Source organism: Rhizobium sp. LjRoot258 (assembly GCF_964254185.1).
Lineage (GTDB): Bacteria > Pseudomonadota > Alphaproteobacteria > Rhizobiales > Rhizobiaceae > Rhizobium.
Map to the genome: position 1 here is coordinate 179,513 of NZ_CAXUST020000002.1, position 12,027 is coordinate 191,539.

The 12,027-nt window shown below is 59.5% G+C and carries 11 protein-coding genes and 1 pseudogene; 8 read left to right on the forward strand and 4 right to left on the reverse strand.

Going from position 1 to position 12,027, the window contains the following annotated elements; all coding sequences use genetic code 11:
- The first annotated feature begins 84 nt into the window (after positions 1 to 84).
- The 3 genes from ACSQ9D_RS21730 to ACSQ9D_RS21740 all read left to right on the forward strand — a co-directional run bounded on the left by ACSQ9D_RS21730 (position 85) and on the right by ACSQ9D_RS21740 (position 3,820).
- Positions 85 to 1,038 (forward strand): C45 family autoproteolytic acyltransferase/hydolase, encoded by a 954-nt coding sequence (locus ACSQ9D_RS21730; protein ID WP_436285138.1) that lies wholly within the window; start codon positions 85 to 87, stop codon positions 1,036 to 1,038.
- A gap of 162 nt (positions 1,039 to 1,200) precedes the next feature.
- Entirely contained in the window at positions 1,201 to 1,731 is a 531-nt protein-coding gene (locus ACSQ9D_RS21735) for a GXWXG domain-containing protein (protein ID WP_436284045.1), read from the forward strand.
- Between the two features lie 160 nt (positions 1,732 to 1,891).
- Positions 1,892 to 3,820 carry an adenylate/guanylate cyclase domain-containing protein gene (locus ACSQ9D_RS21740; RefSeq protein WP_436284046.1) on the forward strand — a complete coding sequence of 643 codons (1,929 nt, stop codon included), beginning with the start codon at positions 1,892 to 1,894 and terminating at the stop codon, positions 3,818 to 3,820.
- Positions 3,821 to 4,427: 607 nt separating this feature from the next.
- On the opposite strand, the gene ACSQ9D_RS21745 is transcribed toward ACSQ9D_RS21740, so the two are convergent.
- Positions 4,428 to 5,468 carry a tetratricopeptide repeat protein gene (locus tag ACSQ9D_RS21745; protein WP_436284047.1) on the reverse strand — a complete coding sequence of 347 codons (1,041 nt, stop codon included), beginning with the start codon at positions 5,466 to 5,468 and terminating at the stop codon, positions 4,428 to 4,430.
- Positions 5,469 to 5,593: 125 nt separating this feature from the next.
- Between ACSQ9D_RS21745 and ACSQ9D_RS21750 the strand changes: the two genes are divergently transcribed.
- The gene (locus tag ACSQ9D_RS21750) at positions 5,594 to 6,568 is read left to right on the forward strand and encodes a ketopantoate reductase family protein (protein ID WP_436284048.1); all 975 of its coding nucleotides are present in this window, start codon (positions 5,594 to 5,596) and stop codon (positions 6,566 to 6,568) included.
- Entirely contained in the window at positions 6,543 to 7,280 is a 738-nt protein-coding gene (locus ACSQ9D_RS21755; protein WP_436284049.1) for a class I SAM-dependent methyltransferase, read from the forward strand. Before ACSQ9D_RS21750 ends, ACSQ9D_RS21755 begins: the two co-directional genes overlap by 26 nt.
- Before the next feature lie 135 nt (positions 7,281 to 7,415).
- On the opposite strand, the pseudogene ACSQ9D_RS21760 reads toward ACSQ9D_RS21755, so the two are convergent.
- Positions 7,416 to 7,682, reverse strand: a pseudogene (locus ACSQ9D_RS21760) (GNAT family N-acetyltransferase); the annotation flags it as partial.
- 125 nt (positions 7,683 to 7,807) lie between these two features.
- On the reverse strand, positions 7,808 to 8,701 hold the full coding sequence (locus ACSQ9D_RS21765) for a LysR family transcriptional regulator (protein WP_436284050.1): 894 nt from the start codon (positions 8,699 to 8,701) through the stop codon (positions 7,808 to 7,810).
- A gap of 154 nt (positions 8,702 to 8,855) precedes the next feature.
- Between ACSQ9D_RS21765 and ACSQ9D_RS21770 the strand changes: the two genes are divergently transcribed.
- A complete protein-coding gene (locus ACSQ9D_RS21770) occupies positions 8,856 to 9,509 on the forward strand; it encodes a hydrolase (RefSeq protein ID WP_436284051.1) in 654 nt (217 codons plus the stop codon).
- Positions 9,510 to 9,754: 245 nt separating this feature from the next.
- Here ACSQ9D_RS21770 and ACSQ9D_RS21775 read toward each other — a convergent pair whose 3' ends face one another.
- Positions 9,755 to 10,501, reverse strand: coding sequence for a glucose 1-dehydrogenase (locus tag ACSQ9D_RS21775; RefSeq protein ID WP_436284052.1), 747 nt, complete (start codon positions 10,499 to 10,501; stop codon positions 9,755 to 9,757).
- 108 nt (positions 10,502 to 10,609) lie between these two features.
- On the opposite strand from ACSQ9D_RS21775, the gene ACSQ9D_RS21780 reads away from it, so the two are divergent.
- Together ACSQ9D_RS21780 and ACSQ9D_RS21785 are read left to right on the forward strand one after the other, a co-directional pair.
- Positions 10,610 to 10,954: an ArsR/SmtB family transcription factor gene (locus ACSQ9D_RS21780; protein ID WP_047521853.1), complete on the forward strand. Its 345-nt coding sequence runs from the start codon at positions 10,610 to 10,612 to the stop codon at positions 10,952 to 10,954.
- 116 nt (positions 10,955 to 11,070) lie between these two features.
- Complete coding sequence (locus ACSQ9D_RS21785) at positions 11,071 to 11,514, forward strand: hypothetical protein (protein WP_436284053.1); 444 nt, start codon at positions 11,071 to 11,073, stop codon at positions 11,512 to 11,514.
- Positions 11,515 to 12,027: the final 513 nt, after the last annotated feature.

Here is a 12,027-nt window from a genome sequence, read left to right on the forward strand (position 1 = left end):
CGCGCGAGTGGCCGCAACAGGTGCAATCAGACAACAAGGTTCGCCTTGCCACTCGAACGGTTCAATTCCTATACTCCTGTCGCTATGGACAAGACATTCGTGACAGCGCGGGAAGATCGGCCTGGGGAAGCTTGGCTATCCCGATTTATCGCTGGGCGGGCAGAGGCCGAGAGATGGTATTTCGGCCAGGCTGCGTCACCGACCCCAACCGCCAAGGACTGTCGCGCTGCCTTGCTGCAGTACATGCCCGAGTTAGTGCCTTGCTATGAGGACGCATGCGCCCTCGTTGGAGATGATGAGGTGGCGCATCGGATGCTGAGCCACTATCGGCCCGCGCCGGAACGCTACGGCTGCAGTCAGGCTGTCTGGCTGGGCAAAGAAGGACCGGCACTGATCCGCAACTTCGACTATCCGCCCGACATCGTTTCGGCTCGCTTTGAGATGACCGCATGGTCGGGATTGAGGGTAATCTCCAAGGCGCAGCGACCATGGGGAGGTTGTGTCGACGGGATGAACGAGGAGGGACTGGTCGCCAGTGTGACGCTCGGCGGAAGCCGCACTCAGGGCGTCGGTTTCTCGATAATCCTCATGATCCGTTACATCCTGGAGACTTGTCATCAAGTGGACCAGGCAGTGGAGGCACTGTGCCGAATACCCGTGGCGCTTTCGCAGAACGTGACCGTCCTCGACCGCTCAGGCCGCTACGCCACCCTATTCCTCGGCCCTCGCCAGCGGCCGATCATTTCGCGCCTGAAAGCGTGCACGAACCATCAGCGAACCGCTAGACCCTCATCGTCCTCAATGGCGCGCCAGCTCATGGCTCAGCAAGCGCTGGAAGACCCGTCCATGTCGCTTTCGCGGCTGACCGACCTATTCCTTGAGCCGCCACTTTACTCCAGGCGTGGTTCGCACCCGACTCTCTACACGGCCGTTTACCGACCTGTGGAAGGGCGAGTGGATTATGTCTGGCCGGGTAAACGCTGGTCCCAACGGTTCGAGGACTTCCGAGAAGGCAAGTACACGCACACCTATGGCTAGCCTTCCAGGCGGGTTTAATCCCTGTTCTGTCGTGCAGAGATAAATCCACGGTGGAAACTGATTGTGGGGGTCGGACCTACGGGGTGCCGGCCCTCCTTTGTTCAGGAACTTCCCTCTTCCTCGCAAATTTCACTCGCAGACGGGCCGGTAAGGAGAGGTGCGGTGTCAACCGATCTGCAGAAAGCAAGAACGAATTGGTTCCGGTCGCTGGAGCCTGTCCCGTTGGACGACATGATCGGCCTATGGCGCGGCGTCAGCATACCGTCTGGACATCCTCTTGATGGCGTGCTCGAAAACCTGGACTGGTTCGGCAAGCGTATCCGTCCTGACCTGCGGGCTGACGCCCTGCTCTTCCAGCGGAGGGGCGGCCGCCTGGTTGCAATCGAGCCAGCGTTCTTCCCGATCAGGCAGGCGATCAGGTTCGCCTCGTTAGGGCGCACGTTCATCGCTCGCAACTGGTTCTCGTATCTGCACAGGGCGTTCCGCGCTCGAGGCACCACGGCGTCCTTGGAACTCCGGACGCTGGACGGCGTCGAGACGGCAGCAATGGTCTACGACAAGCAACCGATTGTCGACTACCTCCGACTGATCGCTGATGAGGAAGTTGCCGGGATGATGTGCGTGGAAGGCGACGCCCGCAGGTACTTCTTCCGACTTCGCAGGGTCGAGCTTTTGACGCAGGGATCCCGTTAGGCGTGGGACTTGAGCTGTCCGCTAGCAGATGCCAGCAGTTAAGGCTCGTCGGCTGCTTTGCGCCAACAAGCAGGCATGCCGTTTTGGCGGTGTGCTAGTTGCGGCGCTTCGATCGGTGTAGACTGCCGACACGATTGCATGTTGATGCAAGGCAACGATGATGAGTACCCCAGCGCTCGACCGGAAGCTGCTCGCGATCCTGGCGGCGGATATGGTAGGCTACTCGAAGGCGATGGAGGCCGATGAGGCCGGCACCATCAAGCGACTGAAGGCCATCCGCGCCGACCTGATTAATCCCGCCATCTCCCTGCGCCATGGCACCGTTATTAAGCTGATGGGCGACGGCGCGCTCGTCGCCTTCGACAGCGTGGTTGATGCGGTTGCCTGCGCCGCGGAGTTTCAGAATATCGTGGCGGCGCGCAACGCCGACCTACCGGAGCCTGAGCGCATCGTATTCCGCGTCGGGGTCAATCTGGGCGATGTGGCATTGGTGGATGGCGATGTCTATGGGGATGGGGTGAATGTCGCCGCGCGGTTGGAGCATTTGGCCGATCCGGGCGGCGTGATGGTGTCGGGGACGGCATACGATCATCTCCAGGGCAAACTCGACTGGCCGCTCGATTTTGCCGGCGAGCAGCAGGTCAAGAACATCAGCCGCCCAGTGCGGATGTATCGGCTGAGACTCGACGGCAAACGGGCGCGTCGCCCACTTCTCGGAATGATACCGCGCTGGGCCGAGACGGCTGCGGCGGCGATCGTGGCGCTTGCTCTGGCGGGCGGCGGGGTCTGGTGGTTCTTGCAGCCCGAAGCTTTGAGCGGCAAGCCGTCGGTGGCGGTGCTGCCCTTCGACAATTATGGCGGCGACGAGGCTAGCGGGCGCCTGGCCGATGGCCTGACTGAGGACATCATCACCGACCTCGCGCGGTTTCCCGAATTCGAGGTGGTGGCGCGGAATTCGACGGAAGTTTATAAAGACACGCCGGTGGATGCCCGCCAGGTCGCAAGTGCGCTCCATGTCGGCTTTGTACTGGAAGGCTCGATCCAGCGGCAGAGTGGCCGGGTACGGATCACGGCACAGTTGATCGATGCAAAAACCGGCCACCATCTTTGGTCGGAGAATTGGGACCGGCCCGCTGAGGACGTGTTCGCCGTTCAGACCGAAATCGCAGAGCAGGTCGCCAACCGCCTCGGCGGCGGAGTGGGACTGATTCAAGAGGCCGGGCGGGCTGCAGCAAAACGTAAACGGCCTGAAAACCTGAATGCCTATGATTACTATCTTCTGGGGTCCGAGAAGATTGAAAAGCTCACCAAAGCCGATGACGAGGAGGCCATCACGCTTCTCAACCGCGCCGTCGAGCTGGACCCGGGGCTGGCACGGGCCTGGGTAGAACTTTACCATGCTCATGATCTAATGGGTGTGTTTGGCGTCGATCCCGAGAGTAACCGCAAGGCTGCTGCCGATGTGGCCGAACGCGCGGTGCGGCTTGATCCGAGCGACGCTGAAGCACATGCGGTGTTTGGTATGAGCCTTGCTAATAAGGGCGACATGGGCCGCGCCAAGTCTGAGCTGGACACGGCCCTTCGTCTAGCTCCGGGTTCGTCCGAAATCCTGACTTTCTATACCGGCTTTGCAGCACGCTTCGGTGAACCCGAACGCGGCGCTCAAATGGTCGACCAGGTAATGCGGCTCGACCCGAACTACCCGATGTGGGCGTCCAACTTCTTCGCACCTGCCTATTTTATGGCGGGCCGATATGAGGACGCGGTGAAGATGCTGGAGCGCATGACGCCTAACAACTACCAAAAGTGGACTTGGGTGGTGCGCAGCAGCTCCCTCGCGGCACTGGGTCGAACCGATGAGGCGAATGCTTCGGTTATAGAAGCTCTCAAGCAGCACCCGGACCTGACTGTAGAGAGCATGATTAATGAGCCCGGCCTAAGCACGATGGAGCGCAGTCGGTTCATAGAGACGATGCCGCTAGCTGGCTTCCTGGCGTGCGCCAAGCCCGAGGCGCTGGCGAAACTCGCCAAACCTGTGCGACTGCCGGAATGCGAGGCGGGGAAGGCGAACCCTCTCGAGCAGCCATAGAACAGCCCTGTGCAACGCGCTTGCGAGCCGCTAATGCCCCGGTACCAGCGAGCACCGCAACATTGGTCCTGTGACGGCCGCTTTCCCCTCCCCGTTAACTTTCCGGCTGATTAGTCCCACACGCGCAGGTGGCGCGATTAACCTAAATTAAGTACTGGTTGTCCCAACTCAGTTTGTTTTCAAGCGCACCTTTGTAGTGACCGCTTCGGGCCGGAGGGCGACCAGCTTTGCGCCAATAGCGGACAGCAGTATCTGGATACGGCCTATCGAACGTCGGTTGCCGCCGCGCCTTATGTGTGACTGTTAGGTGGACTCGAATGTCTGTCGGTTCTGGGCGAACCTTCCCAACCGACGAGGGTTGGGTTCCGGTCCAGCCCTGATTCCAGAATCGATGGAATGTACCCACCTTCTCCGCATCGACGACGTAGGTCCCGGCACAAGCGCCACGGGAGGTGGGCGATCGTTCTTCATTACCAGGACCATCATGCGGCCTTCCGAGAATAGTCGATATAGCCCGGAGGGCGCTCGCCGAGTGTGTCGGAGACCTCACCTGTTTGCGTCCATGACAGCGTTCGCCAAGTGCCTATAAGACCCGTCTGCAAATAACTCATGTCTGCCCCCCTGTCGGAAGCGGGTTACTCGGGATTTGCTTCAACAATTCTGCCAATCGTTCCTGCCAATGCGGATTACGCTGTCTTAGCGGCTCTAAAGCATCGCCTGACGGGTTCTCCATTTCGCTCATCAACTCGCGCGATGATCGAGCCTCTGCAAGACGCCCGACAGTCGCATAGCAGCAGGCTAGCGTTTCTTGGACCGGCCGCCATGCAGGGCGCACCTTTCGGGCTCTCACGGCAGCAGCTAGCGCGTTGGCTCCGTCGCCTGCAAACAAGTGGGCCAGCGCCAGCAAGTTCAGCCAAACGAAGTTCTGAGGGTCGTTGGCATTCAACATGAGGCCGTGTTCTAGTGGCGCTATGGCACTAGACGCGCTACCCCTAAAGAGCTCCGCCATTCCCAAGACAAGGTGGCCAAGGGCGAAACTCGGGCTGATCTCGATCGCCCTTTCGGCGGCAAGGACCGCCTCTTCGGGTGCATTCGAGTACGCGCTGCAGATCGCCAACGCGTAATGTGTGTACGGGTTCTTTTCGTCGAGCCGAACTGCCGCCAAGGCGGCATCCAACCCTTCCCTGATGTCCTCGGAAGGATGCTCGCTCCATCCATAGGCGATGATGCCTGCGCTCACGCGACCAAGCCAGAGATGGGCTTCAGCAAGTTCGGGGTCAAGCCGACACGCCTCCCTGAATAGCTCTCGTGCCATTAGGTGGGTCTGCTGGCCAACGTGGTGGAAATACCAGGTCCCCTGCCGCACTATCTCCCACGCCGTCATATTTCCCGTGTGCCGCGCCGCCGCGGGGAGTGACGCCGTCTTCAGCAGTTCTGGCTCAATCGCACCTGCGACCCTCTCCGCGATGGCGTCTTGAACTGCGAATGCCTCTTCCAGTTCCACGTCATAGCGTTCGGCCCAGACTTGGCTGGCCGAGGTGGTCTCGACCAGTTGCGTGGAGACTCGAAGGCGACCGCCAGAGCGGCGCACACTTCCTTCGAGCACATAACCGACACCCAGTTCTTGGCCCACCTGCTTGGCGCTCACGGACTTGTTCCTGTAGACGAAACTTTCTTGCGACGCCGCCCGGAGGGACCATTTGATTGTGGTCTACGGCGGTAGAATTGCTATATCGATTGTACAGCCACGGTTTTGGCGTCGGGGGGATGGCCATGCGGATCGCGATCATGGGTTCGGGCGCTATCGGCGGCTATCTTGGTGCGCGGCTCGCTCTGGCCGGCCACGATGTCACCTTTATTGCACGTGGTGCCCACCTCGAAGCAATGCGAGGCCACGGACTTCAGCTTGAAAGCCCGCTCGGCAACGTCGGTCTGACGCACGTAAGGGCGACTGAGACGCCTGGTGAGGTCGGCCACGTCGATATCATTTTCTTTGCCGTCAAGCTCTATGACAGCACAACGGCGGCTGCAGCAATTGTGCCGATGGTCGGGCCGGAGACGAGAGTGGTGACGCTGCAGAACGGCATCGACAGCGTCGAGACCCTTGCTCGACTGGTGCCGCCTTCGCAGGTTGTCGGCGGTGCTGCCTATATTTCAGGTTATCTCAAGTGGCCTGGTTTGATCGTGCATGTGGGTGGTGCCACGCAGTTCTATGTCGGCGGCCACAATGACCCGGTGATCGGTGCGCTGCTCACGGCGTGCATTCAGGCTGGAAACATTGGACTGCAGACGGTTGAAGATATCGACCAGGCGCTCTGGACTAAGTTCGTGACGCTCTGCGCGTTCTCAGGTGCGACCAGCTTGGTACGTTCCGGAATCGGACCGATCCTGACCGATCCTGAATCGCGCATATTCCTCGGTCAGTTGAGGGACGAGGGCATGGCGGTGGCGAAGGCAGCGGGCCACCCGATGCAGGACGGATATGAGGCGCACGCTCTATCGGTGTGGCAAAACCTGCCGCCCGATACGCGCTCATCGATGGCCAACGATCTTTTGCAAGGAAAGCGGCTGGAACTTGCATGGCTTTCGGGACGCATGCACGCGCTCGGGAGCGAACTTGGCGTACCGACGCCATCACATACGGCGGTCTATCGGGCGCTGCATCTATACGCAAAGGGCACACCTAACTCCACGGCTGACGGTTTTTCTGGGAGGGAAACCAATGGACACCGAGCAAAATCGCGCTGAAAGCACTGCTTCGACTACCACCGACGATGCACAAGCCATGTTCAACAAGCACTTGGCAACCTACCGGAAGATCGTCGGCGAAAACCTCATGTTTCATCGTGAGATCTATGGCTTGCTTCGTAACCAGCTTTCCGAAGAGATACCGAAGCCGTTCAAGTTTCTCGATATCGCTTGTGGGGATGCGGTCGCCTCGGCGGCTGCGCTGAAAGGGAGCGCCATCGACCACTATTACGGGATCGACCTCTCTCCGCAGTCCTTGGACCTCGCAAGAGAATCGCTGAAGGATTTGCCGTGTTCTATCGACCTGCGGTGTTGCGATTTCGTCGAAGCAATGGCCGATTGGTCCGATACCGTGGACGTCGTATGGATTGGAATGTCGCTGCATCATCTGCAGCCGGAAGGAAAGGTCCGACTCATGAAGAATGTGCACGATACATTGAGCCGTGACGGCCTGTTTTTGATCTGGGAACCCACCCTTCTCGACGGGGAGAACCGAGACGAACATTTTGATCGGTTCTCAGCATACCGAGGCGTATGGGCCGCATTGACCGACGAAGAATTCGCAACGATGGAGGCTCATATGAGGCTGGCCGACTTCCCGGAATCGGCCGACACATGGAAGAAGATGGGCCGTGAAGCCGGGTTTTCCCAAGCCGAACAAATATTCCTGATGCCCAATCGCTTCGGCAGAGTCTTCCAATATAGGAACTAACATCGCATTCCTGCCATCGGCTTTGGCAAGGACCAGGCAAATGTTGGGGTGACCTTCTGGCCGCGCAACATTCATTGCTTTTCGCGCGCCCTCAAGCAGTCGCCGCACGAGCGCCGCAGCTACTCCTTGGCGGCGTGCCTGCTTCAACACGTAGAGATGACGCAGGCGTGCCATCCCAACATCGTTGGCGTAGGGATCGATATTCAAGCCATCCACCGCCACCAGTTCGTTGTTCAGGAACGCCCCGAGAAGGATTTCGCCGGGTGCATCAAAGCGGTTTCGGCCCTTTTTCCACTCCTTCGCCAGCTTGTCCATAAATCGGAAGCCTTCTTCAGCGGCTTCCTGGCAAAGCACTTCGAGAGTCTTCGGAAGTTCCTTCAGGTATCTGAGAGAGATGGCCATCCTTGGGAGTATCGCAATTGAGACAACGCGTTATCCAATAGAACGAATGCCTGTAAAGCGCCACAAGCGGTCATCGCCGCGCCTGACATCGAGTGAGATGACCGGGGCTTCGTGCCGTTCATGCCTTAGCGACCGACGCCCGCAGGTTCCGGAGTCGGTTCGAGACACTCGATCAGCATTTCGGTGAGGACACGTACCTTCCTTGCGGGATGCTGCCCTGGCGGGCGGATAAGATATACACCTGCCGGAGGTGGTGGATAGCGTGTCATGACCGGAACCAGCGCGCCGGAGGCTACATATTCATGGGTGAGGCCATCGGGGAGGTAAGCTATACCTAGTCCTGCTACCGCGGCGGCGACGAGAGCTGTGCCATTGTCGGCCTTGAAGCGCCCGTGCGGACGAATCGTGATGATCTCGTCGTCATTCATGAGTTGCCAGGCTTCGGTGCCCTGCATTAGGGCCTGATGGGCGGCAAGCTCCTCCGGCGTCTCAGGCGACCCATGCGCCTTGATGTAGTCCGGGCTCGCGACGAACGTCCCATAGACTGGTCCGACGCGTCTTGCGATCAAGTTAGAGTCCTGGAGATAGCCAACCCGTATCGCACAATCAAAGCCCTCTGCGATGAGATCAACGAAGCGATCACTGTAGGAAGTATGGATGTGGAGCTGCGGGTGGCGTCGTGCCATTTCCGCGAGCACGGGAGCGAAATGGGTCGGGCCGAAAGAAAGCGGTACAGCAACTCTCAAGCGGCCGCAAAGGTCACCGACGGGTAGGATCGTTTCCCTAGCCACGTCGATCTCCGCACAGACTCTGGCTGCATGGTCCCGAAACGTGATCCCGGCTTCTGTGAGAGCAGCGCCGCGGGTAGTTCGTGCAAGAAGCTGGACGCCAAGCTCCGCTTCAAGCCGGACGAGCCGCCGACTGACGATTGACTTGGAGACGCCGAGCCGCCGCGCGGCGGGCGAAACTCCCCCAGCATCAGCAACTTCCACGAATGTCCGCAGCTCTTCGATGTCCAATTTAGCGTTCCCCATTTCGCGACACAGCGTGGCACGAATGGGTACTACCGCATCACAGGTGGGAACGGCAATACTGTTTCCAGGCAACGTCGCCCCTGACGCATGTCTCCCGGAAAAACCAATGCCGCTCACAACGGCAGCAAAGGATGTATTCATGACCTTGCGCAATGGCCTTGCTTCGCTTCTTCGTCCCGAAGACTCGGTACTCGTTCTGATCGACCACCAGCCTTATCAGCTCGCGAACGTGAACAGCCACGAACCGCAGACGGTGATCAACAATACGACGGGTCTGGCGAAGGCCGCTAAGGCCTTCGGCGTCCCCACGATCCTGACCACGGTGATCGCTGAACGGGGCGGTCTCCTCTTCCCTCAGATCACGGATGTTTTCCCTGGCCAAGAAGTGATCGACCGGACGTTCATCAACACCTGGGAGGACCAGAAGGTGGTGGACGCAGTCAAGGCAACGGGTCGCAAGCAGCTGATCATCGCTGGCCTGTGGACCGAGGTCTGCGTTGCGATGCCGACGATTCAGGCCCTCGGCGAAGGTTGGGATGTCACGGTCATCACCGACGCGTCGGGCGGCACGTCGGTCGAAGCCCACGAGGTCGCCATGCAGCGCATGATCGCGGCGGGCGCAAACATGATGACCTGGCTGGCGCTGGCATCCGAGTGGCAGCGCGACTGGGCTCGGACCGATCAAGCTGTCGCGCTGACGGAAGTGATCACGCAGCACGCCGGTGGTAGCGGCATTGCTTATCTATGGGAGCAGCAACTGCTCAAAACGCCAGTGCCGAGCAACGCAGGCTGATTTGAGCGGGGATGACAAGTTCATCGCTTATCTAGACTCGTCATCCATTAGTTGGACGCGAAGGTTCGATGTCTCGTTTGGGCCCGACAGGCGACCAACTGCTCTTGAGGAAAGCGCAAAAAGCCGACATGGAGCCATTCCCATTTGCCAAAGACCGTTGCCATCTATGGGTCGAAGCCATCGCGCTTCAGCTGCGAGGCGTTGTGCGTGCCCCGCGAAGGAGCACGCACAACGTCAACTGATCGTTAGCGAAAACCGCCGCTGGCGACCAATCGCTCGCCGGTCAGCCAGCGGGCATCGTCGGAAGCGAGGAAGACAGCGACCCCAGCGATGTCGTCCGGCTGGCCGATGCGGCCGAGCGGAGTCTGGGTCACCGCGCTGCGCTCGAAATCCGAGCCGATGAACCCCGCGGTGTGGGTACCCTCGGTCTCGACGATGCCCGGGAGGATCGCGTTGACCCGGATTTTGCGCGGGCCCAGCTCATTGGCAAGCACGCTGGTGATGCTGTCCAATGCGCCCTTGGTCCCGGTGTAGACGCTGGAGGCTGGCGGAGCGAGACTGGTCGCCGCCGACGAGATGTTGATGACGCTGCCGCCCTCACCGAGATGCTTGAGCGCTGCTTGCGTGCTCAGCAGAACGCCCAGAACGTTCACGTCGAACATGCGACGATACTGTTCCTCGGTCACCTGCTCGATCGGCGCGAATTCGTAGACCCCGGAGTTGTTGACCAGCACGTCGAGCTGGCCGAATTCCTTGACTGCAGCGTCCACCAGTCCCTGCGCCTGTTCGGCCTTCGAAACGTCGCCCTGGACCGCGATGGCTTTGCCACCGGCCGCCGTGATCGTCTGGACCACCGCGTCCGCTCCCGCCTTGCTCGAAGCGTAGTTCACCACCACCTGTGCACCTTCCGCTGCGAGTGCCTTGGCAATCGCGGCACCGATCCCTTTGGAGCCCCCCGTCACGACGGCGACTTTACCTGCGAGCTTTCCCACGGCGCATTCCTTTCAACTCGGAGTGCCGTCGGAATTGGCGGCATTGTTCCATAGTTCGGAAATTCGGAACTGTTGATCTTGGTTTCAAGCCCCCATATACAAAAAATCATGAGACCGCTCTTTCATCCAGCAATAGAGGACGTACGGCCTGAAGCGATCCTGCATGCCCTCTCCGATCCGGAGCGCGCGGCGATCTTCGCGCAAATTGCGGGCGGCGGCTCCGGCGGGACGTGCGCTGCGTTTGCCAACATGCGGGAGCGCGTAATCCCCAAGTCATCGCTATCGAACCACATCAAAGTGCTGCGCGAGGCCGGCCTTATCCGCTGCGAGCGTCAGGGCGTGGAAATGCATAACCATTCGCGCTGCTCGGAATTGGATGAACGCTTTCCAGGTCTCGCGATGGCCATTCTGAGTGCTTACGGATGGCTTCCCGGAGAAACCAAGGCGGATTGACAGCTATATGACGGGTTGGGCGAGCTGTTTCTCCTGAGTTTGGCTATATTTTTCGAGCGTAATAGCACTGCGACGGCTCCATTGTTTCTCAAGGAGGGCTGTTTGGCGGATATGGGATGTATCTTCTAGGAGGAAAGCCGGTCGTTACCTGGAACCTTCTCGGTCTTGACAAAATTCGTTGGGAAGGCACTGAAGCTCTTTCGCCCGGCAAGCACGCCGTCGAGTTTGACTTCAAATATGACGGCCTTGGCTTCGCAACGCTTGCCTTCAACAACCTCAGCGGGATCGGTCGTGGCGGCACGGGAACGCTGACCGTCGACGGTAAGACAGTCGCAACGCAGGCGATACAGCGTACCGTGCCGCTCATTCTGCCGATCGATGAGACCTTCGACATCGGCTCGAAGACCGGCACCCCGATCGATGACCGCGACTATCAGGTTCCATTCCCGTTCACCGGCAAGCTCAATAAGCTGACAATCTCAGTCGAGCCACCGAAGCTGACGCCGGACGACGAGAAGAAACTGATGGAAGCCAATCAAAGCGGGCAGGACGCGAAATAATCTGCATCCTTGGCCGAGGGGGCCCTCGGTGCCGCTTCAAGGTGTGGACGGGCCTTGACAAGATTTCGCTTCCGACGGACGGCTCCTACACAACTGAAGCTCGGCCGTCGCTCGATCAGGAAGACCCATGCGTGCGGCTTTTCCTCGCGTCCCTTCTTGGACCATTGCAGGCAGTGCGCCTGCTATTGAAGTGCGAAGGTAGTAGCTAGCTAAAGGCCATCTCCATTTGTGGTTCTTCGAGCGGATGTCGGAAGATGGCCGGGTTCATTGCTCATACATCCCACTCCTTGGCTTCGAAGGGTGCTGAGGAGGATCAATTCGCCAACGCGAATACGTGATGCGGCATCTCGCCGTCAACATTCGAAAGTCCGCTTTGGGTGGTGGGCTCACGGGATGAATGCAACACACTATTCTTTTGTCAAAGAGGAGTGTGGACATGAAGCGTCGACGTCGCATGTATTTTTCTGCCGCGCAGCGATCGGAGATCTGGGACCGATGGCAGGCTGGCCAGTC